The 21982-nt window shown below is 45.6% G+C and carries 20 protein-coding genes and 1 pseudogene; 12 read left to right on the top strand and 9 right to left on the bottom strand.

Annotated features, from left to right (window positions below; translation table 11 throughout):
* Positions 1 to 27 precede the first annotated feature (27 nt).
* Positions 28 to 630 carry a TetR/AcrR family transcriptional regulator gene (locus RH88_RS15095; protein ID WP_005597555.1) on the top strand — a complete coding sequence of 201 codons (603 nt, stop codon included), beginning with the start codon at positions 28 to 30 and terminating at the stop codon, positions 628 to 630.
* 63 nt (positions 631 to 693) lie between these two features.
* Here RH88_RS15095 and RH88_RS15090 read toward each other — a convergent pair.
* From RH88_RS15090 to RH88_RS15075, 4 genes and pseudogenes are all read right to left on the bottom strand, one after another.
* Positions 694 to 2244, bottom strand: a pseudogene (locus tag RH88_RS15090) (MFS transporter).
* A 4-nt stretch (positions 2245 to 2248) separates the two neighbouring features.
* On the bottom strand, positions 2249 to 3262 hold the full coding sequence (locus RH88_RS15085) for an HlyD family secretion protein (RefSeq protein WP_005597553.1): 1014 nt from the start codon (positions 3260 to 3262) through the stop codon (positions 2249 to 2251).
* Between the two features lie 388 nt (positions 3263 to 3650).
* The gene (locus RH88_RS15080; protein ID WP_005597551.1) at positions 3651 to 5045 is read right to left on the bottom strand and encodes an L-cystine transporter; all 1395 of its coding nucleotides are present in this window, start codon (positions 5043 to 5045) and stop codon (positions 3651 to 3653) included.
* A gap of 195 nt (positions 5046 to 5240) precedes the next feature.
* On the bottom strand, positions 5241 to 5921 hold the full coding sequence (locus tag RH88_RS15075) for a Rossmann-fold NAD(P)-binding domain-containing protein (protein ID WP_005597547.1): 681 nt from the start codon (positions 5919 to 5921) through the stop codon (positions 5241 to 5243).
* A 703-nt stretch (positions 5922 to 6624) separates the two neighbouring features.
* On the opposite strand from RH88_RS15075, the gene RH88_RS15070 reads away from it, so the two are divergent.
* The 9 genes from RH88_RS15070 to btuD all read left to right on the top strand — a co-directional run bounded on the left by RH88_RS15070 (position 6625) and on the right by btuD (position 15137).
* Positions 6625 to 7236 carry a flavin reductase family protein gene (locus RH88_RS15070; RefSeq protein ID WP_005597544.1) on the top strand — a complete coding sequence of 204 codons (612 nt, stop codon included), beginning with the start codon at positions 6625 to 6627 and terminating at the stop codon, positions 7234 to 7236.
* Positions 7237 to 7249: 13 nt separating this feature from the next.
* Positions 7250 to 8278: a nicotinate-nucleotide--dimethylbenzimidazole phosphoribosyltransferase gene (gene cobT, locus RH88_RS15065; RefSeq protein ID WP_005597542.1), complete on the top strand. Its 1029-nt coding sequence runs from the start codon at positions 7250 to 7252 to the stop codon at positions 8276 to 8278.
* Positions 8278 to 9057, top strand: a complete 780-nt coding sequence (locus tag RH88_RS15060; RefSeq protein ID WP_005597540.1) for an adenosylcobinamide-GDP ribazoletransferase — start codon at positions 8278 to 8280, stop codon at positions 9055 to 9057. The genes cobT and RH88_RS15060 overlap by 1 nt, the downstream gene beginning before the upstream one ends.
* A complete protein-coding gene (gene cobU / locus RH88_RS15055) occupies positions 9054 to 9581 on the top strand; it encodes a bifunctional adenosylcobinamide kinase/adenosylcobinamide-phosphate guanylyltransferase (protein WP_005597538.1) in 528 nt (175 codons plus the stop codon). Before RH88_RS15060 ends, cobU begins: the two co-directional genes overlap by 4 nt.
* A 4-nt stretch (positions 9582 to 9585) precedes the next feature.
* Entirely contained in the window at positions 9586 to 10212 is a 627-nt protein-coding gene (locus RH88_RS15050) for a histidine phosphatase family protein (protein ID WP_005597536.1), read from the top strand.
* 11 nt (positions 10213 to 10223) lie between these two features.
* Positions 10224 to 12011 (top strand): M3 family oligoendopeptidase, encoded by a 1788-nt coding sequence (locus RH88_RS15045; protein WP_005597534.1) that lies wholly within the window; start codon positions 10224 to 10226, stop codon positions 12009 to 12011.
* Between the two features lie 250 nt (positions 12012 to 12261).
* Positions 12262 to 13290 (top strand): succinylglutamate desuccinylase, encoded by a 1029-nt coding sequence (locus RH88_RS15040; protein ID WP_005597532.1) that lies wholly within the window; start codon positions 12262 to 12264, stop codon positions 13288 to 13290.
* Positions 13291 to 13399: 109 nt separating this feature from the next.
* Positions 13400 to 14395, top strand: a complete 996-nt coding sequence (gene btuC, locus RH88_RS15035) for a vitamin B12 ABC transporter permease BtuC (RefSeq protein WP_005597531.1) — start codon at positions 13400 to 13402, stop codon at positions 14393 to 14395.
* A complete protein-coding gene (gene btuD, locus RH88_RS15030; protein WP_005597529.1) occupies positions 14382 to 15137 on the top strand; it encodes a vitamin B12 ABC transporter ATP-binding protein BtuD in 756 nt (251 codons plus the stop codon). The genes btuC and btuD overlap by 14 nt, the downstream gene beginning before the upstream one ends.
* A gap of 34 nt (positions 15138 to 15171) precedes the next feature.
* Here the strand turns inward: btuD and RH88_RS15025 are convergent, their stop codons facing one another.
* The 4 genes from RH88_RS15025 to RH88_RS15010 all read right to left on the bottom strand — a co-directional run bounded on the left by RH88_RS15025 (position 15172) and on the right by RH88_RS15010 (position 18326).
* Positions 15172 to 15672, bottom strand: a complete 501-nt coding sequence (locus RH88_RS15025; RefSeq protein WP_241212199.1) for a GNAT family N-acetyltransferase — start codon at positions 15670 to 15672, stop codon at positions 15172 to 15174.
* 98 nt (positions 15673 to 15770) lie between these two features.
* Positions 15771 to 16346, bottom strand: a complete 576-nt coding sequence (locus tag RH88_RS15020; RefSeq protein ID WP_005597526.1) for a nucleoside triphosphate pyrophosphohydrolase family protein — start codon at positions 16344 to 16346, stop codon at positions 15771 to 15773.
* A 148-nt stretch (positions 16347 to 16494) separates the two neighbouring features.
* A complete protein-coding gene (locus RH88_RS15015; RefSeq protein WP_005597525.1) occupies positions 16495 to 17061 on the bottom strand; it encodes a DUF1415 domain-containing protein in 567 nt (188 codons plus the stop codon).
* Positions 17062 to 17117: 56 nt separating this feature from the next.
* Complete coding sequence (locus tag RH88_RS15010; protein ID WP_005597523.1) at positions 17118 to 18326, bottom strand: MFS transporter; 1209 nt, start codon at positions 18324 to 18326, stop codon at positions 17118 to 17120.
* 99 nt (positions 18327 to 18425) lie between these two features.
* On the opposite strand from RH88_RS15010, the gene RH88_RS15005 reads away from it, so the two are divergent.
* Positions 18426 to 19322 carry a LysR family transcriptional regulator gene (locus tag RH88_RS15005; RefSeq protein ID WP_005597520.1) on the top strand — a complete coding sequence of 299 codons (897 nt, stop codon included), beginning with the start codon at positions 18426 to 18428 and terminating at the stop codon, positions 19320 to 19322.
* Positions 19323 to 19382: 60 nt separating this feature from the next.
* On the opposite strand, the gene RH88_RS15000 is transcribed toward RH88_RS15005, so the two are convergent.
* Positions 19383 to 20612, bottom strand: a complete 1230-nt coding sequence (locus tag RH88_RS15000) for an NRAMP family divalent metal transporter (RefSeq protein WP_005597518.1) — start codon at positions 20610 to 20612, stop codon at positions 19383 to 19385.
* Between the two features lie 413 nt (positions 20613 to 21025).
* On the opposite strand from RH88_RS15000, the gene RH88_RS14995 reads away from it, so the two are divergent.
* The gene (locus tag RH88_RS14995; protein WP_005597516.1) at positions 21026 to 21949 is read left to right on the top strand and encodes an arginase family protein; all 924 of its coding nucleotides are present in this window, start codon (positions 21026 to 21028) and stop codon (positions 21947 to 21949) included.
* Positions 21950 to 21982: the final 33 nt, after the last annotated feature.

Raw genomic sequence — 21982 nt, 5'->3', positions numbered from 1 at the left:
GAACAGTATTGTAGAGCGGATTTTGTTATGCGAGCCTCCACCGAGAAAAAAAGAACCCGAATCATTGAAGTTGCGACAGCGCTATTTATAGAACAGGGGTATAAAGAGACGTCTTTGGATCAAATTGTGGCCGTTTGTGGTGGGTCAAAACAGACGTTATATCGTTACTTCAGCAATAAAGAAGGCTTATTTGTAGCGGTGCTCGGCTATAACACGAAAACCAGTTTAGAGTCAGTGTTTAGGTTGTCGGAATCCCATCAGCAATCTCTGCAAAGTACGTTAGAGCAGTTTGCGTTACAGTACCTTGCGGGTATTTGTTCTAACCCGATGCTGGGCCTATATCGAATTATTGCCTCCGATTTTAATAAGCACGATTCGGTTGCATGGCAGTTTTGGCAAACTGGTCCATTACGAATCCATCAGTATATGATTGATTTTCTGCAAACGGCTGATGTTTCTGCGCAATTAGATATCAATGATGCAACACTCGCTTGTAGCCAATTACTCGCGCTAGTGAAGGCTGACTTTCAAAATATGGCATTGCTGGGAATTGAATTACCCGATCAAACACAACGTATCGTACATACACAAAAAGCCGTGGCTGCTTTTCTGTCCTTATATCAGAAGTAAACGCAGAAGGGATCATCGATGTGATCCCTTATTGCTTATCTCTCTAATCCCTTATCGCTGAAACTAGGTATTGATAGCCTGTTTCGCGACTAGTTTCTTACCAATAATTAATACTGGGGCTAAGGCGAATATGGAGAGAATAAACACCAGCAAAGCATTACTAAGACCGAGAGTGGTCGCTTGCAGTTTAACCACGCTGCTGATTTGGCTCATGCCAAGTGATGGGTTAGGTAGGTGACCCTGCGTGAGTAAAACCTGATTCAATAGCTGTTCATAGTGAGCAAAATTGGTACTCGCGCCATTAAGAGTCGTCCCCACCTCTCCAGCCGCTTGTGCGCTATGAGTCTGCATAACCCGCGAGAAATATGCCCCTCCAATCAAACCGCCTAATGTTCGAAATAAATAGAAGTTACTGATCCCTTCAATCCGTTCATCACGATGAAAATAGAGTAATACGGCGATCGTTACCGAAACGTTGAGTAAACCAACGCCAAAGCCACGTAAAAGCATCGGTATCAGTAACGATTTCGGCCCCACATTGGTTGGTAATTGACTAAAAAGATACACCGAGATGAGTATCATCAACACGCCAATTGGCACGATCGCATCACTAAGCGGGCGGCGAAAATAATAGACGAGTACGCTTAATGCCATCCCGATCAACATGCCATAGAAGGCGGGCAGCTGAGCAAAGCCACTATTTAGTGCATTGTATTGCAGCACCATTTTCAAAGAGCTATTAAATAATGCGGTGCTGGCTATCACGGCAAAACCGGCTAAGAAAGCATTATACATAAACACATTAGCTTTCAATTGACGATGCAGTTACATTGACGCGGTTGGTTGACGAGTCAATTTCATCAAAAGAAAGACCGTGAGAAGCGTTAAGCTCGCTGTGATGAGGGTTAAATTCACAAAAAATTCTGAATCTAGCCAGTTATAATAACTACCACGCATCAGTAAATAGATGACCAATGCGCTGGTGATCAGCATGGCGCTATAAAACCACAGCGAAGACTTTTCCTGCGGCTTAATCGAAATACGGCCGAGTGGAAAAGCCAAACCGATCGTTAAAGAACAAAAGAACAGCCACGTCAACACGACATAAAATGCGCTCAAATCGAATGATTCTAATACCTGTGCCATAAGCCATGGATAAGCGCCCATTGGAAGTAAGGTTGAGAAAATTAAAGTACCGGAGATGACGGCTGGCAGCCATTTATTGGCCAGCTTATCGAGTAAATATAAGTTGACCACCACAAGTAATGTGCTGACAACCAAACCATTCAGTAGCCATATTGCAGCGAATAACGCGTGATTCTCGCCGCCTAACGCCAAAGCAATACTCGAACACAAACCTAAACCGAGTGCGACCATCAAGATTGAATCGGTACCGACTCTGCGAAGGGTGAGCGGTATAAGGATAAATCCCCATACTTGGCTGATCGAGAATCCGGTTTTGACGCGGTCTAATTCATCCATCGAAAGACCAGCTCGCGCCGCCATTTCATAGCCAAGTTCGTTGAACATGGCAGAGTACAATCCAAAGGCCGTCAATGAGAACAGCGCTAACAAACACAGTGCTGCTATTGGAAAAGGCTTACGTGCGATCATGCCATTAACCTTGATGTGTTGTATTGATGGTCACTTCAGCGGAGAGGCCAGGGTAAACTTTCTGTTTTAGCGCACTAGGCAGCTGCAATTCAATCCGCACTGGGATGCGTTGTACCACTTTAACGAAATTACCCGTCGCGTTTTGTGGAGGTAACAAACTAAATTGCGCCCCGGTTGCCGGAGTAATGGAACTGACCGTGCCTTGCAGCGGGCTATCAGGGTACATGTCTAATACGACTTCTACTGATTGGCCTTTGGAAACCTTCTCTAGTTGTGTTTCTTTAAAGTTGGCTTCGACCCAAATGTAATCAGGCACCATCACGATTAATCCCATTCCCGGTTGCACAAGTTTGCCCACTTGAACTTGTCTATCCGCAATAAATCCGTCTACAGGGGCGGTGACCACGGTGCGTTTTAAGGCGATATCGGCGAGCTGCAATGCAGCCTCGGCTTGTTTTTTTTGCGCAATCAACTGCTGCTTATCAGTCAGCAATGCCGCGTATTGTTTATTCTCCACCGCGAGAGTGAGTTTGGCGTTTTCAAGTTCGCTGCTCGCTTCGATTGAACGGGTGCGCTGAGCTTCATACTGGTTTTTACTGATCGACTGTTTTTCTACTAGGCGAGTTAGGCGTTTTAATTCCGCTGACTGATGGTCTGCGCCAGCTTGGGCACGGCGAATCAATTGTTTAGCTTGCGCAATTTTGACGGATTGCATGTCAGTTTTTGTTTGGTTGGCGCTCAGCGCGGCATTACTCACATCGAGTGCCGCTGCTGCAATGGCTTGATTGGCGATAAAGTCCTGATCATCAATAGAAAATAAACGGTCGCCTTTTTTTACCCATTGATTGTCTTTGACAAAGATCGAGCTTACTTGCCCTGCAACTTGCGGTGAAACGGCAGTGACATCGGAGTGCACGTAGGCATTGTCAGTGGTGACTTGGTTTGGGTGGTATAACGCCCCTCCGGCAACGACAAAAGAGGTTACGATTAAGGTCGCGATGGTCAGTTTCTTTTTCATTCACTTGTCTCAGTGTGTTTCTTTTATCAAACTGTACCGTACAGTACGATATTAATAAAGCGAATATTGATCTTCGAGCGGAAAAAGGATCAATGGGGTGCTTGAATCGAATTGAATGCAGTGAGAGTCAATGTCACTTGACCAAAGGGTTTTGGTGAATGGGTCGGTGTGCAGACACTAGTGAGTCATTGATGATATCTATAACCAGATCCACAATGACTAAGTCGGCTAAAAAAATAGTAGAGAGGGCATTGCGGTGAGGCGCTCTAGGTTGATTTAATTTTATAAGAAATGATTTACGGGCAACGAGTTACGGGACGTAAATGACGTGAAGCCAAAAGAGGTTGCCGCTTTCTACAACCTCTTCATCTATTGTGCGATTAATGTTTTATTTTGTCGTGACTACTTGCTCGTCATGCGCATGCTCGGCATTCGCATGTTCAACACGGTTATTTAAGAGGCGACTGGTGATCGTACCTGCGGCCATTGAGCCTGACACGTTCAGCGCCGTTCGCGCCATATCAATTAAGGGTTCAATTGAAATCAGTAGTGCAGCGATCGTCACGGGTAACCCCATGGCCGGTAATACGATAAGCGCAGCAAAGGTTGCACCGCCGCCCACACCTGCAATGCCAAATGAACTAATGGTAATGATGCCAATCAATGACAAGATAAAGTTTATCTCTGTCGGATCGATGCCCACCGTTGGCGCAACCATAACCGCGAGCATAGCAGGGTAGATACCAGCACAGCCATTTTGGCCGATAGTCGCACCAAACGAAGCCGACAAATTAGCAATGGCTGGTGGCACATTAAGCTTGGTAATTTGTGCTTCCACATTAAGTGGAATCGTTGCCGCCGAGCTGCGAGACGTAAAAGCAAACGTTAAGACTGGCCAAATCTTCTTAAAGTACTCTTTAGCGCTCACGCCAACCAAAGAAACCAGTAGTCCGTGAACGACAAACATAATGAAGATCGCGACATAAGACGCCACAATAAAGCCGAGTAGTTTAACAATATCTGCCGAATTTGAGGTGGCAACCACTTTCGCCATGAGCGCTGCAATGCCATACGGTGTCAGCGCCATAATCATCTTCACTAAACGCATTACAATGGATTGAATCGCTTCCACAAAGGTGCGAATAGGCGCTTCAAGTTCTTGTTTTTCGCTCATCACTTTACGGGCGGCAATGCCAGTGAGTACCCCAAAGATCACCACCGCAATAATGGACGTTGATCGGGCGCCAGTCAGGTCAGCAAACGGGTTGGTTGGAATAAAGCTCAACAGCATTTGCGGGATGGATAAGTCACTGACGTTCGTCGCACTATTTTCAAGAATCGAAATACGAGCGGTTTCACGTGCACCTTCGATTAATCCTTCAGCGGAAAGGCCGAATCCATAAACGACGCTAATGCCAATAGCAGCAGAAATCGCAGTTGTTGTTAGCAACACAGCGACGGTGATACCGGAAATCTTACCCAGTGATCCTCCTTGCTCCAATTTAACTACTGCGGCGATCATCGAGACCAGAACCAAAGGCATAATGACCATCTTTAGTAGGCTCACATACCCTTGTCCAGCAATGCTGACCCATTCTAGAACTTGACCGATTTGATGGCTTCCTTCGCCAAATACGAGTTGTAGTGCTAATCCAAAATTACTGCCGAGTACCAATCCTATTAGTACCAATTGCGAGAGGGTACGTTGCTTTTTTTGCTGATAATAGACGACGAAAAGCAAGCCAATAAAAATCGCAAGTGCTGCGAGAACGGCAACTGACATGATGGTATTCCTTATAGGATTGACGTTCGGGCGTGGGATATGGAAGCAGTATCCGCCCGAAGAAAAGAACAGGCGGCAGAAGGTAATGATTTATAACACGGGAATAAAATGAAAAAAGGCTATGAATTAGAAGCTTTCGTTCTTAAAAGGTATGATGGTCGATAAACTAGACGAACTCAGCCTAATTTATCACGGTTATTTGTATTTATTGAGCAACTGGCGCATCGCGACACTATCAATAATCTCAACAGAACGAGCCTGTTGACTGAACGAGGCGTACAGCATTGCTCGGGCAACCAACTCGGCTTTGATGGGAATGAGACGAGCCAAGCGACCAATCATAACGGGACGGAAGATTTTTAAGATGCCTTGCAATAAGGTTTCATCCCATCTTGGTGTATCACGTAATCCGACTAAAGGGCCGGGCTGGACAAAAGTCAGGTTTTCAAAGCCAAGATTCTCAAGCGCCAGTTCCATCTTACCTTTGCAGCGCAGATAGTGAGAAGAGGAGCGTGGATTCGCACCATAACTTGATACCACGGTGAGATTTTTTACCCCGAGTAGAGCCATGTTTTTAGCCACATCGCAAACAAGATGATAATCGACCGCTTCCAAGGCCGATTTTGAACCTGCTTGTTTACGAGTTGTGCCTAGACAAATATAGCCTTTTTCCGGTGCGGGCTTGCTGTCATCCCAATCGATGACACGCAATTGCGGATCACGCAGTTCTTGCAGTTTAGGGTGAGTAAACGCCAGTCCCTTTCGAGTGAGCGCGTAGATATGATCGATCGCTCGCTCTTCGAGCATAAGCTTGAGTAATTCGGTGCCAATTAGTCCAGTTGCACCCGCGATGATGACGATCTGTTGTTTTGCCATGACAGATTCTCCAATTTTCTTTTGGGTTAAGAATCGGTCATCTCGGGTGATAAGTCTATGAGGTTGCGCAAAAAGCCAATCTTTCGATTGGCTTTAATTTTAGTTTACTCTTTGTTAATGCAGGCTTTATTTACGTCAATGATAGCGGCACACTGCGTTTTTTGTCCTGCTTTGGCTTGGCGGGCTTAGGTTTGTTGCGGTTTTGATTGGCAAACATATTCGTTTCCTCGCTTCACAGTACATCTCATCACGTTGAGTGCTTTTAAAGAGAGCGTTATCGGCTAAAAGTTTTTTGCTCAGCGCGATGCGAGTTTCACAATCAACGTAATAGAACATGCTTAAATCAAGCCAATAAACTTAGTGAATAAAAACAGTTAGATAGAGTTTTTAGTGCCGTCATTTCTCATTTTGATTCTTAAAATAGATAGATGGGATGGTAAAGATCGAAAGTTGATACCACTACCTTCAATAATTTTGCTGTTCTATTTTGATGGTTCTTGATTTTGTTGGTACTAGAGAGCGGAGAAAAAATGGATTGTGAAGGCGACAATACGAATAATCACGCCAAAATGGTGATAACGGATTGATTTGTGGCTGGAACTGATAGGATTCGCTAGAAAACACAGTGATACAAGGAGTACACTGATTTAAGTAACGTATTTTAAATATGTAATAGATAATTCTATTAGTAACAGGGACGTCTATGAATATTGATATGAGTGCGCTTGCGCCATCGCAAGTGTACCATCTGTTGACTCAAACGATCATTCCACGTCCAGTGGCGTGGGTACTGACTGAATCAGACAGTGAAAATTATAACTTGGCGCCATTTTCTTATTTTACCGCTATTTCCAGCCAGCCACCGTTATTGATGTTTTCGGTTGGCAATAAGCCTGATGGTGAAATGAAAGATACAGTTCGCAACGTGCTAGAGACCGGTAAGATGGTCATTCATATTGCTAGCATTGACCTTGCCGAGGCTGTCACGCTAAGTGCGGCGACATTGCCACATGGTGAATCCGAAGTAGAAGCCGGTCGAATCGAATTGTGTGAGATGGAAGATTTTGAACTCCCTCGCGTAAAAGATTGCTCAATTGCCTTCGGCTGCAAACTTTATGAAATAAAAGAAGTTGGCGATTCTCCTCAGCATTTGGTTTTTGCCGAAATTGAACAAGTTTTCGTCGATTCACAAATCATTGCTCAGCGAGAGGACCGTTTAGAAATTGACGCGATGAGCGTAAATCCGCTTTGCCGTCTTGGTGGTACAAATTACGCGATGTTAGAAAAAACATTCTCCATAGCCAGACCGAATTAAGTAGTAGCGAATCATGTTAGATAAATCTCATTCAGATGCCATTTGGCAGCAAATTAACAATAAAACCAAACCTTTGGGTTCATTAGGCAAGTTAGAACAGGTAGCCCATAAGTTGGCTATGATTCAAGGGCAGGGCAAGAGTGACGTTGTCACTAAGATAAAAATCAAGAAACCGACTGTCATCGTATTTGCTGGCGATCATGGGATTGCTCGTGAGGGCGTGAGTATTGCGCCACAGGAAGTGACTCAACAAATGGTGAAGAACTTCCTGGCGGGTGGTGCGGCGGTCAACTGTTTTTGTCGTACCAATGACGTTGACTTGCTAGTGGTTGATGCGGGTATGGTTGAGCCGATTAAAACTGACTCGTCATTGTTGGTTGAGCAGCGTTTAGGCACTTCTACTGAAAACTTTGCTCACAAACCCGCGATGACTAAAGAGCAGGTTGAACAGGGCTTAGCGTTTGGTGACAAAATCGTTAAACAAGTGGTCGATTCTGGCTCCAATCTAATTATGTTTGGAGAAATGGGGATCGGTAATACCAGCAGTGCCGCGGCTATCTTAGCAGCGTTGTCACGTCGTAGTGTTGAGAAGTGTGTGGGCTTAGGCACGGGAATTAACGACCAACAATTGCGTAAAAAGCGCCAATTTGTCCAATTAGGCGTGAATCGCTGCCGTGGTCAAAATGTTCAAGAGATTTTGCGCCAAGTCGGTGGTTTTGAAATCGCACAAATGGTCGGCGCGTTCTTGGCGGCTGAAAAATACAACACCCCTGTGATTGTTGATGGTTTCATCGCTACAGCGGCGGCTTATGTGGCTGCTAAGATAAATCCAGCATGTCGTGAGTATATGATTTTTGCTCATCAATCTCATGAGTCAGGACATAAATTTATGTTGCAAGAACTTGCAGCAACCCCATTGTTTGACCTTGCTTTGCGTTTAGGTGAGGGAACGGGTGCAGTATTGGCCGTACCTCTAATTCGCTCTGCTGCTGAGTTTTACAACCACATGGCCAGTTTTGACCAAGCTGGAGTCGAGATGTAATGCGTAAAGCGGCGCAATACCAACTCCAGCTATTTTGGCTGGCGTTGGGGTTCTTTTCTCGTTTACCTATCCCAAGTGATACCCCTTATTCAGAACAACGAATGAATCAAGCTGGACGCTATTTTGGCTTGGTGGGCGTGTTACTTGGTGCGATCTGCGGTCTGATATTCCTATTCTGTACTTTTCTTTTTCCAACTAGTGTGGCCGTCTTACTGACGATGGCGATAAGCCTATTGCTGACTGGCGCTTTCCATGAAGATGGTCTAACTGATATGGCGGATGGCATTGGCGGGGGGATGACTTTAGAGCGTCGGCTCTCCATCATGAAAGACAGTCGTATTGGAACATACGGTGCCGCAACGCTGGTTATGGCGCTGCTAGCCAAGTTCGTATTATTGAATGAACTTGCCTTAGTCAGTCAATTAGTCGTGGTTATTATTGTCGTTTATACGCTTAGTCGCTGCGTGGCCGCATCGCTGATTTATGATATGCCTTACGTTGCCGATCTCGATAGCAGCAAAAGCAAGCCGTTAGCCAATAGACAAAGTAAAGCGGACTTAGCGATTTTGATCGCCACCGGCGTATTGAGTAGCTTGTTGTTACCACTTGGTTTGGCTGCGCTGTTGCTTGTTTCTGCGGTAGTCTTTCGTCATCTATTTAAAGCATGGCTTATCAAACGTATTGGCGGTTTTACCGGAGATTGTTTGGGCGCTGCGCAACAATTGATGGAACTGCTAAGCTATCTACTTATTCTTGCTTGGTTTACCCATACACTATGAGTCTTCATTTAATTTTAGGCGGCGCTCGTTCGGGCAAATCGAGTTATGCTGAATCTTGTGTTCTTGCTGATGTAAAACACCGTCGTCACTATGTCGCCACCGCAACCCAAACAGACCAAGAGATGTCGCAGCGAATCGCTCATCATCAAGCAAGACGTGATGAGTCGTGGCAGTTACACGAGTGTCCAATTGCGGTTGCTGACTTACTCTCGAATTTTACATCGCAAGATATTGTGTTGATTGATTGCCTTACTTTGTGGATGAGTAACATCATTTTTGAGCACGGTAAAACTGCAGAGGAAGCGGCGATCAATCAACATGTAGCGCAACTGGTTGGTGCGTTGAGCAATAGCCCGGCAACGATTATTTTGGTTTCAAATGAAGTTGGCCTAGGGATTATCCCAATGGGCGAAGTTACCCGTTTGTTTGTTGATCATGCCGGATGGATGAACCAAGCGATCGCCAAAGTAGCCGATAAGGTTACCTTTGTTGCGGCAGGCTTACCGATGACACTGAAAGGCTAGCACAATGAAAAGTGTCAATATCTACTTACTGCGACATGGTAAAACGCTTGGCGAAGCCGCGCTCAACGGCCATACCGATGTGTTGGTGGCAAGTTCAGTGCAGCAATCTATCTGCAGCGGTTTACTGAAAATAAATCTACCGTTTGAACATGTCGTTAGCTCGCCGCTGCGCCGCTGCCGAGACTTAGCCATGCGTTTAGTGGTTGAGAAGCCTTGTTTGAGCCTGCAAGTCAGCCCTGAATTTCAAGAGATGGATTTCGGCCAGTTTGATGGTGTGCCATTTGACCAGTTTAGTCAACAATGGCCAATGCTGGAGCGGTTTTGGCAAGATCCGGTCAGCCATCCATTGCCTGGTTCAGAGTCGATTGACGCGTTTTATCAACGTATATCTGATGGATGGCAAGCATTAGCACAGAGTGCAGAGCAAGACACCTTATTAATCGCCCATGGTGGCTCAATCCGAATGATTTTAGCCAATACCTTGGGCTTGGATTGGCGTAATCCAGCACTATTTTCAACGCTACAGATCGCCAATCAATCCATTTCGCATATAAAAATTACCCACGCAGATAAAATCTACGTTCAAATTTGTTCGATCGGTACACCGCTCTCTGGGTTATCGCACGCTTAAAGGAAAGAATTATGATTGCACCAAGTTGGAATTTATCCATCGCTTATCAAGATTTAAATGATGCTAAGATCACACAAGATATTGAGCTGATTCAGCAGTGTATTCAAGTTCTCAATCAACACGTTGATCGCCGCGATTTAACGGCAGTGATGCAAAATGCGATTCAAACCAAAGAAGCGGCTGGGAAGTTATTAGCCACTATCAACACTTTTGCTCAATGTCATGCTTCGATTGATGCCATCAATCCTGGTGCGAAGTCATTAATTGGTAAGTTGGCGAAATTAAGCTCACAGCTATCACAAGCCTATACACCATACCAAGATACCTTGGCGAATGCGCCCTTAGAGTACATCCAAGAAGTGCTCGATCACGATAGTGGTGATGTGTATGGACAGGCCTTTTTAATTGCTTGTGATAGAAAAATTGCCGACACCAAGTTAAGCGTGGCAGAGGAGCAACTGCTTGCCGCGATGCAAGTGGATGGGCGAGATGCTTGGAGTAGGATGTACGACAACATTACTGGCTCGCTACAGATCACACTCGATGATGGCCAAACGATAGGTTTTTCGCAAGCAGCAAGTTTGCTCTATGGTACTGATTTTGAGAAGCAACAATCGGCGTGGCGTGGTATTCAAGAGGCCATGGCGACCCACCAAGAGAGTTTTGCTGCCATTTTAAATGCACTGGCGGGTTGGCGTCTTAGTGAATATCAAAAACGCTCTTCTCAGTACAGCGTCCATTTTCTCGATCCAAGCTTGCATCAAAGCCGTATTCTGCCGGATACCTTAGATGCGATGATGGAGACGACACTCGCTCATCGTGATATCGGGCAAAAAGCTGGGCGCTTAATGGCGAAAGTGCATGGGTTGGAACAAATGCAACCATGGAACCATATGGCTGGTATGCCAAGCTTAGATGGCGATGCGGAGCAAACTTACACATTCGATGCTGCTATTGAAGTGATCAAACAAGCATTCTCGGAAGTCGATCAAGAGATGGCGGACTTTGTTGACTTGATGGTAGAAAATGGTTGGATTGATGCTGAGCCAACACCAAATCGTCGTTTAGGTGCTTATTGTACCAAGTTTGCCGCTACCCGTACGCCACTGGTCTTTATGACTTGGGGTGGCAGTCGTTCAGATCTGATGACGCTTGCTCATGAATTAGGCCATGCGTTCCATAACTGGGTGATGCGCGATATGCCGCTGTGTCAAACTCGTTATCCAATGACGTTGGCTGAAACGGCCTCTATTTTTGCAGAAAACATCGTCCGTGATTCGCTACTAGCTAAGGCTCAAACTCGCGAACAAAAATTGGAAATGTTGTGGGAAGAGCTCTCTTCTGCCTATGCGTTATTGGTCAACATTCCGGTCCGCTATCAATTTGAAAAACGTTTTTACCAACAGCGCCAAGAAGGCGAGCTGAGTGCTGAGCAGCTATGCCAGTTAATGGATGAAACGTGGCGCGAGTGGTATGGCGATTCAATGAGCGAAAGCGATCCGTATTTTTGGGCGAGCAAATTGCATTTCTCTATTTCAGAAGTGAGCTTCTACAATTATCCGTATCTATTTGGTTACTTGTTCAGTAAAGGCGTTTACGCGCAAAGAGAAAGCAAGGGGAGTCGCTTCTATCCTGACTACGTGCAGTTATTACGTGATACCGGCTCAATGATGGCGGAAGACGTGGTTGAGCGTCACTTGGCGATGGATTTAACACAGGCCGATTTTTGGCGTCAGAGCCTGCAAATGGTTGAAGATAAAGTATCGCAATTTGAGGCGTTGCTCGCGCAAGGTGAGTAAACTCGCTAAGGAATCCGCCTTAGATCAACAAATTACCATTTTATCTTATGGTACTATCGTTTAGCCGAGTGATTGCTCGGCTATTTTGTACAGCACTCGCTTTCTTCTCTACGTGTTCCTCGGGCTGCGTAGCGTGGCAATGTTTGTTTTTTCGATGAAGCACGTAATTTCTATCCATAAGTGCGACCGCAGCGACAAAACTTGCTAGAACATTTTATTAACATACCGCTGTGCAATAAAGGAGTAGCGCATGACGAAGAAATTATTTCGGCAATCTTTTCTTTTTGACAGCTTAGACTTAGAAAACGATATGATTCCTGCTGAATCTATCGTGGCTTCGGGTACACGATTTAAACTGCATCAACGTGGTGTGTTGGAAGTGATTCCTGCTCGCCTTGATGTTGATAGTAAGCATATTGTTATCTCGTGTGGTGTTCATGGTGATGAAACCGCCCCGATGGAGTTAGTTGATCGGATTATTGAAGACATCGAGACAGGGTTTCAACCAGTTAAAGAGCGGTTGCTGTTTATTATTGCTCACCCTGAAGCGACCAATGCGCACACTCGTAGTATTGAAACTAATTTGAATCGACTGTTTGATGCCAAGCGCCACGAGCCAAGCAAAGAGCTTGATATTGCTGATATGCTCAAGCAACAGGTGAGTGACTTTTTCACTGGTACGCAAGATGAGCAGCGTTGGCACTTTGATCTGCACTGCGCCATTCGCCAGTCTAAGCACTATACTTTTGCCGTTAGCCCAAAAGCTCGACATCCTGTTCGTAGTCGAGAGTTGATGGATTTCGTCTGCAGTGCGCATCTAGAAGCGCTGCTGTTTTCTAACGCGCCATCAAGTACGTTTAGTTGGTTTAGCGCTGAGAACTTTGCTGCGCAAGCGCTGACGGTTGAGCTGGGTAGCGCGGCGAGAATTGGTGACAATGACCTGAAAAAGTTGATTGCTTTTGACCTCGCATTACGTGACTTGATTAGTGCGAGCGAGGCAGAGCATTTACCGCGTAAGCCGGTAATGTATCGTGTCAGTCGTACCATTGTTCGTATTCATGATGATTTTGATTTCTTATTTGGCGATGATGTTGAAAACTTTACCAGCTTTAAGCACGGTGAAGTCTTTGGCCATGATGGGCAAAAACCGTTAATGGCGAAAAACGAAGAGGAAGCGATCGTTTTTCCAAATCGCCATGTTGAAATCGGCCAACGAGCGGCATTAATGATCTGTCCAGTTCAAGTTCGTTATGAAGATGGACAAATCGTCTACGATTAGTCGCTAAACATCTAAAATTTCTTTCTATTTAAATGGCTTAACGGTATCGTTAGGCCATTATTTTTTCTCGATATTTTGTATTAGATACGGATAAGCACCTCTCTACGCTATGGACTTTACTCAACTTCTGGCTCGCAAACATAAACGATGGCAACGCACGATAGGTTGGGTGGTTTTTGCGCTAATTTCTATCAGTTCGCTCTACCTTATGGTGGGAGAACTGTTCATCAATCCGTTCAACTCTCTTTCATCCCTTGAGCAACAATTGATGACACAATTGCGCTTGCCACGACTATTGGCGGCGATTGCCATTGGTGCTTCTTTGGCGGTTTCAGGCGCCGTATTGCAAGTTTTGCTTGGTAATGTCTTAGCGGAGCCGGGGGTACTCGGTATCTCTGGCGGCGCCAGTGTGATGATGGTATTGCTGCTGTTTTTTCTGCCAGCATTCGCCACCCCAATCGGGTTTATGTTCGCCGCGATTCTTGGAGCATTAGCGTTTACCTTGTTACTGGTTGTGATGACCAGAGCACTGCGCTTAACCACAACGCGTTTGCTGCTGGTAGGTGTTGCGTTTGGTATTCTCGCTGGGGCTGTTGTCACCTGGGCATTCTATTTTAGTGACGATTTAAGTCTTAGAATTTTGATGTACTGGTTGATGGGTAGTATCGGCGGTACCAGTTGGTATCAACACATTTTGACTTTAGTGATGATCCCAGTTCTAGTATGGCTGTGCTGCAAAGGTGCTTTGCTTGATAAGTTAATGATGGGCGAAACCCACGCCAAGCAACTTGGTATTGATGTTGAAAGCATGCGCTGGAAGTTGATTTTAGCGGTTTCAGTGTTAGTCGGTTGTACTGTTGCATTAGGCGGTGTGATCAGCTTTGTTGGTTTAGTGGTTCCACATTTACTCCGTTTAGCATTAGGCAGTGAAAACCGCTATCTATTGCCGATTTCAGCGTTAACTGGTGCGCTGCTGGTGGTGTTTGCTGATTTGATCGCGCGAACAGCGTTGAGTGCCGGTGAATTACCATTGGGTGTCGTAACAACGTCAATTGGTGCGCCAATATTTATCTGGATGCTGGTGAAAAATCATGATTCTCGTTAATTCGCTCTGTGTCGGTTCACGACTGCTCCCTTTATCTTTTCATGCTGAACCCGGTGAGATAGTGCATGTGATTGGCCCAAATGGCAGTGGCAAAAGCACACTTTTAGCTGCGGTGGCCGGCCTATTGGAATCGACAGGTGAAACAACCATTGCTGATCTCCCTGTTAATCAAGCATCGATTTCGCAGTTAGCGGATTATCGCGCTTTTCTCGCGCAATCAGACCGTCCGGCTTTCAACTTAGAAGTGTCGCATTATCTGTCGTTATCGATTCCTGCCCACGCGAAATTTAAGCTCAATGAAGTTGAAGAAGCGGTACTTGAGTTAGCGGAGATCTTGCAGCTAGAGGATAAGTTACATCGAAGTATTCACCAGCTATCAGGTGGTGAATGGCAACGGGTAAGACTGTGTGCCATTTGTTTACAAATCTGGCCAACGCTGAATCCCTTTGCCAAGGTGCTGATTTTGGATGAACCAGCAGCGCCGCTCGATATTGGTCAAGAAGCTTTGTTGTATCAACTGATTGATCGGGTTGCAGCGATGGGATTGACTGTCTTGATGTCTAATCACGATTTGAACCGAACCTTAAAACATGCCGATAAAGCCTTGTTGTTAGAACAAGGGGTGATGAATGCATTTGGTCCGGTAAATGAAGTGCTTGATCCTGAACGGTTGTCAGCGGTGTTTAATACTCGTGTGGAAAGAGTGGAACTAAAAGATAAGAGCATTTTATTGTTTGATTGATGCTGTACTGCAGCTCACATAGAGGATTAGCGCGTTAATTCAGATCCAAGCGATATTCGATACAGTCCAGAGTTTCTCCCTGTACTTGGGTGAATTTTGCTAGGCGATGATGCGCTTTAAAGCCTTGTGAAGTGAGAACTTTCTGCGAAGCGATATTGGTCACGGAGGCGAGGGCAACCAAACGTTTTAGCTTGAGTATTTTTGCTTGCTCAATCATGAGCTTCACCCCTTTTTTCGCCAGCCCTTTCTTTACCCATGGCTTGCCGAGTCGATAACCAAGAAAGGCTTTTCCTTGGTGAATGTTGGCAAGGTTGACCCGCCCAACGAGATTGTCGTGACGATCGAGCAATAACGTTGAATAGGCTCTGTTTAGAGTCTGATCGAGCAGCAGTTCGGCGATATGGGTTTGCACGCCAAGTAGGGTATAGAAATCCTCTTCACGTGGTGTGATGTGCAGTTCAAACCAACCACGATTTTTTTGCTCGAATGCCAGTAATGTCGGAGCGTGTTCCATGGTAAGAGGGATGAGTTTCACGATTAAATCCATGTGACGGGCTTGCTCACTGTCTGTTTACTGCTTTTCATGTCTGCACTTAAAAATAAAGCCACCCGAGGGCAGCTTTAGTCTATCTGTTACTTTGTCAGTTGCGCGAGGTCAGCCGGACGGTAGTAAACCGATTTTAGTACCTTACCTTGACGGATGGTCTTCGCGTCTGAGACGAAGTCTTCTGCACACTTCGCAATGATGTAATCGCCTTTAGTTACGGCCATTAATTTAATACCTTGCTCTGCGTAAAAAGCTTCAGTTTCTGCATACTCTTTTTCGTTACGGCACACTTTGCTCATGTTGCTTGAGTGTACTTCATCCCAACAAGGTAGGAAGTCGATTCCGCGGTTCACAGCAACGTTAAGCAGCAGGTCGATTAGGTAGCTGATCGCAAGGTTGTCTTCAACTTTGTCGTTACCAAGGTGCACAAGGCGGCCCATCAAAACGTAAACGCTGTCGATGATCGCGTCTGCTTGTTCAGTTTTATTGTCCGCTTCCGCAAGTTCTGTCAATTCTTCGATAGCCAGTGAGGTGTGCAGCGTGTCGGCTTTAGCGTCTAGGCTTTCTGGCGCAGCAACGGGTAGGTCGAAAGTGCTACGGAATTCGTTAATATCACGGTAAAGGTGATCGAAAATTTCTTGAGTCAGTTTTGATAAATACATGCGCTTAAATCCGGCAATAACAAATATCGCGCAATATTAGCAAACGCGTGCTCTCCTCGCCATGGTTCGACGCGAATTAGCCAATTGATCGAGTAAGAAATCACACATTCGTCAGCACCAAGAGCTGATGCTGACGATAAAGAAGGAATTAACTAAATAAGTAAGGAAAGAGCTGTTTGCGCTCTTCGCTGGTAAGTGCGCCAACACGGGCAATATTGGTTTCTGGAATCGCTTCCGGATCAGGGTAATGTTTGAGTACTTTTGCCATGCTTTCTTCGCGGATCAGGTGGAAAACCGGCACCGGTGATCGATTGGTTAAATTGGAGTCATCGTCAGGCTCACAATCGGCAAAACAGTAATCGGGATGGAAGGTCGCGACTTGGAAAATACCATCCCAACCTTGTTGGCGGATCAAGCCTTCAACCCAATCAATGAACAGGTTGTAGTCCCAAAAGTCCGAGAGCATATTTGGCACGGCGACCAGTGTTGTTTCCAGTTCGTTTACTGGGGTTTGGTCGAGCCTTAAGAGCTGGTTGAAGATGTCTTCCAATAAAGCTTCGTCGGTTGTTGCTTGGCTAACAAAAATTTCAATCTGTTTGTTGCGCTGCGGCTTTGCTGCAAAAGGGCAAAGGTTTAATCCAATAACGACATCGTTGAGCCATTGATTGACTTGCAAAGCAATGTCTGGCTGTTGAGTTAAGTGTGGGCAATTCATCGTGCTTCCTGATATTTGCATGCCTTTTGATTTTTTATAATGGCATGAGGCTAGTTTTACCGCGCAATGATACCAGATTTCGCCAGTTGGTTTTTAGGTTTCGTTTGTAGGCGCAGGCAGAGCCAAAATATTAATAGGTAGAGTACACTACCGGCAAGGATGACTGCTGCCCAGCCGCCATGTTGCCAGCTGTAGATTAAATAGAACCCGCCTAAACTGCCTCCAATGTAATAGTGCACCAAGTAAAGTGCGGTTGCCGTCGCTTTGGCTCGTTTCACTTTCTGACTCACCCATGCATAAGCAAGAGTATGGGTAAAGAATGCGCCAAAACTGATCAGCAACAATCCCATGATCATCCAGATAAGTTGATCAAAGTAGGCCACGAGCATCCCAAGTAAACTGATGGTGGTTCCAAGCATCATCCCGTGAATGGCTGAATAGTGGCGGTTCCATGTTGCAGTGAGTTTGGAGCTTAATGTACCCGCCAGATAACAGAGAAAGATCATCGAGGCGATACCAATCGGTAATTGATGAGGGGGCGCGACCAAGCGAAACGCCATCACGGAATAGAGGTTAACAAATAGGGCAAAGTTGAGGCCACCAATTAACATCGCCAGCCATATGGTACGATTGCGAAGGTGGGAAAGTAGTGCGCGATTGTGATAACGAAGCATCCCTTTCTGCGCTTTAAAATGACGCTGATGCGGCAATAAGCCGATCACGATAAAGGCGCCGATTATGGTTAAAATAGCCATAGTAATGACGGCTGATTGCCAACCTAGATGTTCGGTTAACATCCCACCTAGGATTCGACCACTAATCCCGCCCAGTGAATTGGCTGCGATGTAAGTGCCAATCGCTTGACTAAAGGCTTTTGGGCTGAGCTCTTCTACCATGTAAGCCACTGCCACAGACGCGAAAGCGGCTAATGCGATGCCCATTACTGCACGCAGTAATACCAAACCGATCAATGAATCAGTAAACAACATAGCAAGGCTGATAACAGGCAAAACGAGTAGCCCAAACAACATCACATTTCGTCGCCCAAAGCGCTCAGAGCCCACCGCCCAAGGAACTAATGAAATTGAAAGGGCGAGGGTGGTCGCAGCAAAAATCCAATTGACCTGAGTTTCAGATACGGCAAAGTGGTTAGCCATATACGGCAGCATGGGCTGAAACAGGTATAAGTTACAGAAAATCAAAAATGAGCCAAGTGCTAGACTTAGCGTGACTTTTTGATACTGCGGTGTGCGACATTCGATCATGGGACTTCTGATTTATCGTTGTGGTTGTGATCAAATTAGCAGCGAGATGGGAATAAATAAAATATATTAAAAATATCACCTTAATATAATTTGTATATCATGAACTCAAAACAGCTCAAGCATTTTGTTACCGTAGCGGAATTTGGTCATTTTACTCATGCCGCCAAAGCGTTACACATTGCCCAACCCGCACTGAGTATCTCGATCAAAAAATTTGAGCAAACACTTGGCATGGAATTGTTTCGTCGAGAAGAAAGGCGCGTCGAACTCACCGATGAAGGGCGTGTATTATTGGAGCATGCTAAACGGGTATTGCAACAAATCGAAGATGCAAAGCTGGCAATGGATGAATTGAAAGGGTTGGAGAAAGGGGAAGTAAGATTAGGTGCACCCAGTATGATGGGGTCCTATTTTTTTCCGCAGGTGTTAATGGCGTTTAAAAGCCGTTACCCCAATTTAAAGTTGGTGCTGATTGATGCAGGTACTAGCTCCATTCGCCAAATGTTATTGGATGGGGAACTTGATATTGGTGTGATCAATCAAGACAACGTACCCGACGATCTAGAAACCGATCACCTGCTCAGCTCGGAAATGGTGGCGGTAGTTGGCCGGGAGCATCCTTTTGCTGACTATAGTTCGCTACGCTTTGATGACTTTTTCCAACAAGAACTGGTGATGTTTAAAGATGGCTACTTTCACCGTGACTATATCGAAGCAAAAGCAAAGGAGCACAATCATCAACTACAGTGTGCGTTTGAAACCAACCTATTACCTCTGATCTTGAGTATCGTGCGGCGTGAATTTGCGATTACCGCTTTGCTAGAATTAGTTACCCATCATGAATCTGACGTGGTGGGTATTCCTTTTGAGCAACCCGTAAAACTCGATTTAGCGTTGGCGTGGCGCAAAGATGGCTATCTCTCGATTGCCGATCGCACCTTTATCGAATTTGTAAAAAGTTTTACCTTGAATGAGCCGATAGCGGTTGGTGAATAGACAAAAGAGCCGCGAGCGGCTCTTTTATCGTTGGAATGTATGATCTGTTTTGGAGCGAGGTTAGCCCATAAACTTGCTTACGAAGTTACCAATGTTGGTCACGCTTGAAGCGGCCATCACCACCACAATCGTCACACCAATCGCCGTTAGGTACATTGGGTGTTTGTAGTCACCAATGATGTCTTTGCGGCGTGTTGCAGCTAGTACCATGCCAAGAACGATAGGCAGGATGATACTGTTCACCAGACCGGCTAGCATCAGCAGTAAAATTGGCATGTTCATCGTTACTGTACCAAGGCTAGTGACTAGGATAAATGCCACACACCATGCTTTTTCATTGCGAGCAACCGTTGGGAATAAGGTTTTGATCAGTGAGATAGCCATGTAAGAGTTGCCGACTACCGAAGTAATTGACGCGACAAACAGTACCAAACCAAAGATGAAGTAACCTGTTTCACCGGCACCTTGACGGAAAGCATCTGCTGCTGGGTTTGAGCTATCAAGTACCGCTCCTGCTGAGATAACCCCAAACACGGCCAAGAACAGTAGAATACGAATCACAACCGCGATTGAAATACCTGCCCAAGCTGCCGTTTTGATTGAAGGAATGTTTTCTTTACCTTGCAAGCCGATATCAACTAGGCGTTGTGCGCCCGTGTAGTAACCGCCGACCGCGCCACCAACGATGGTAAGCGTTGGCAAAAGAAGGCTACTAAAATCAGAAGGCATCACCGCGGCTGTTAGCGTTTTACCCATTGGTGGAAGGCTGGTCATAGCGACGTAAGCGATAAGGATAATCATGAATAGGCCAAGGTAGCGCGCCATTTGGTCCATGCGTTTCGACGCGTTGTGCACGACGAAAAGTAAGCTACCGACCAGACCGGTAAACAATGCTCCCCAAGTCGTATCAACGCCGGTTAGCACATTAATGCCTAGAGCCGCACCACTGACGTTACCAAAGTTGAATGCGACTGCACCAAGTGCCAGTAGAATACCAACAGCGTAACCCATACCTGGAGCTACTTTGTTCGCAATGTCTTGGATGCGTAGACCAGATACGCCAACAATGCGCCACAAGTTCATCACAATACCAAAAGTGATAAACATCGAAGCGAAAACAGGGAAGGCCATGTCGACTTTGTAGATGTTGGTAAATACAGCCGTTTGCGTAAGGAAACCTGGACCCACAGAAGTGGTTGCCATTAAGAATGCTACGCTAAGAATTGCTTTAGATTGCCAAGATGTTTGGCTGTCGTTTGACGCTGGAGCTGAGGTAGTTTGTGTAGTCATGCCGAATCTCAAATTTGTTGTCTCTCTACTTTTAAAAAATAGAAACACAACTGACCGAGATCAGCTGAATCTGTGCTGGTATTACTTTGTAAAACAAGTGGTTTTTTCAAACCCTTTACTTGCTGGCGGCGGATATTAAAGAGCTAAGTGACACTTGTCAACACTTGTTTTGTTGTTTAAGAAGATAAATTTACGATCGTATTTAAACTTCAATTATTGCTATTACGCTGGGTGCATATTGACCTTGCCTAAGATGATAATGCTTATGCCACCGAGTGAGTAAGTAGCGATGGCGTGTGAAGTGGCTCTCTAACTCAGGTCTTTCTAGTAGCTCAATAGTCGAGAGCGAGTTATCAAGCTTTAAGGTGTTAAATCACCACCAAATCAAACAGAGCATATTAAGGAGTTTATCTATGCCAAGAACCTTCGATGTTATCGGTGCCCCCTTTAATCAACTGGGTTGTTATCCAACGAGTGAAAATACGGTAGAGGGACTACGACGATTGAATGAAGGTTCATGGATGGGTCTAACGGAGTGGATGGCGGTGAGGAATCAGCGTTGGGGGGCTGATATACGCGACCTCGGAGATGTACAACCAACGCAAAAAGCCCTTGATATGATCGCGCAGGCGCAAAAAGAGTTGGCCCTCAAACATTATTGTGATGAGCTAAAAAATAAAGTGATAGCGTCGTATCAGAACCAGCGTGTGCCAATCACTCTGGGTGGCGATCATTCTATCGCCGTGGGCACTGTTCAAGGGGCATTAGAGTATTATCAAAAACAACAGGGTAAGCGAGTGGCGGTGATCTGGGTGGATGCTCACGCCGATTGTAATAACAGTCTGGCCAGCAATTTACATGGTAAGCCTTTGGCGCTATTGATGGACCAATATCCTCACAATGGTTGGCAAGTAGAGCCAGAATTGGCACTCAACCCTCGTGATGTGTATTACGTGGCGGTCCGTGATTTAATGCCTAACGAGCATCAATTGATGCAGCGCTATGACATGGTCAATTTCGATATGGCGATGATTGAATCGTTGGGTATTGATTGGGTGCTGAAACAATTACTCGCTAAGGTTGAACAAGAGTATGACCATGTTTATTTGTCGTTTGATTACGACGCGTTAGATGGCAGCATGTTCCGAGCCTGTGCGACGCCAAATGTGGGGGGCTTGAGCGCAAGGGAAGCGTTGCATTTAGTCTATGGAATCGCTCAACACCCTAAGTTTATCGGCGCGGATTTTGTTGAATACTTACCAGAAAAAGATGGTGAAGAGGTTTCAAAAGAGCTGATGATTAAGCTGATTGATGCGGTGTGGGGGTTTAGAGCGTAGGTAACGAGTTGCGTTGGCTAAAACAAAAATGGG

It is taken from the genome of Vibrio scophthalmi LMG 19158, assembly GCF_000222585.1.
GTDB lineage: Bacteria > Pseudomonadota > Gammaproteobacteria > Enterobacterales > Vibrionaceae > Vibrio > Vibrio scophthalmi.
The sequence above is the reverse complement of the archived record's forward strand: the minus strand, read 5'-3'. Positions and strand labels throughout refer to the sequence as shown.

Bases quoted from the DNA above. Each gene is read 5' to 3' on its own strand.
- RH88_RS15000 (WP_005597518.1), bottom strand. From the start codon at position 20,612: ATGACTACACAAACTACCTCAGCTCCAGCGTCAAACGACAGCCAAACA.
- RH88_RS15080 (WP_005597551.1), bottom strand. From the start codon at position 5,045: ATGTCAGTTGCCGTTCTCGCAGCACTTGCGATTTTTATTGGCTTGCTT.
- cobT (WP_005597542.1), top strand. From the start codon at position 7,250: ATGTTAGATAAATCTCATTCAGATGCCATTTGGCAGCAAATTAACAAT.
- RH88_RS15015 (WP_005597525.1), bottom strand. From the start codon at position 17,061: ATGAATTGCCCACACTTAACTCAACAGCCAGACATTGCTTTGCAAGTC.
- btuD (WP_005597529.1), top strand. From the start codon at position 14,382: ATGATTCTCGTTAATTCGCTCTGTGTCGGTTCACGACTGCTCCCTTTA.
- RH88_RS15005 (WP_005597520.1), top strand. From the start codon at position 18,426: ATGAACTCAAAACAGCTCAAGCATTTTGTTACCGTAGCGGAATTTGGT.
- RH88_RS15070 (WP_005597544.1), top strand. From the start codon at position 6,625: ATGAATATTGATATGAGTGCGCTTGCGCCATCGCAAGTGTACCATCTG.
- RH88_RS15050 (WP_005597536.1), top strand. From the start codon at position 9,586: ATGAAAAGTGTCAATATCTACTTACTGCGACATGGTAAAACGCTTGGC.
- btuC (WP_005597531.1), top strand. From the start codon at position 13,400: ATGGACTTTACTCAACTTCTGGCTCGCAAACATAAACGATGGCAACGC.
- RH88_RS15060 (WP_005597540.1), top strand. From the start codon at position 8,278: ATGCGTAAAGCGGCGCAATACCAACTCCAGCTATTTTGGCTGGCGTTG.
- RH88_RS15085 (WP_005597553.1), bottom strand. From the start codon at position 3,262: ATGAAAAAGAAACTGACCATCGCGACCTTAATCGTAACCTCTTTTGTC.
- RH88_RS15095 (WP_005597555.1), top strand. From the start codon at position 28: ATGCGAGCCTCCACCGAGAAAAAAAGAACCCGAATCATTGAAGTTGCG.
- cobU (WP_005597538.1), top strand. From the start codon at position 9,054: ATGAGTCTTCATTTAATTTTAGGCGGCGCTCGTTCGGGCAAATCGAGT.
- RH88_RS15040 (WP_005597532.1), top strand. From the start codon at position 12,262: ATGACGAAGAAATTATTTCGGCAATCTTTTCTTTTTGACAGCTTAGAC.
- RH88_RS15075 (WP_005597547.1), bottom strand. From the start codon at position 5,921: ATGGCAAAACAACAGATCGTCATCATCGCGGGTGCAACTGGACTAATT.
- RH88_RS14995 (WP_005597516.1), top strand. From the start codon at position 21,026: ATGCCAAGAACCTTCGATGTTATCGGTGCCCCCTTTAATCAACTGGGT.
- RH88_RS15020 (WP_005597526.1), bottom strand. From the start codon at position 16,346: ATGTATTTATCAAAACTGACTCAAGAAATTTTCGATCACCTTTACCGT.
- RH88_RS15010 (WP_005597523.1), bottom strand. From the start codon at position 18,326: ATGATCGAATGTCGCACACCGCAGTATCAAAAAGTCACGCTAAGTCTA.
- RH88_RS15045 (WP_005597534.1), top strand. From the start codon at position 10,224: ATGATTGCACCAAGTTGGAATTTATCCATCGCTTATCAAGATTTAAAT.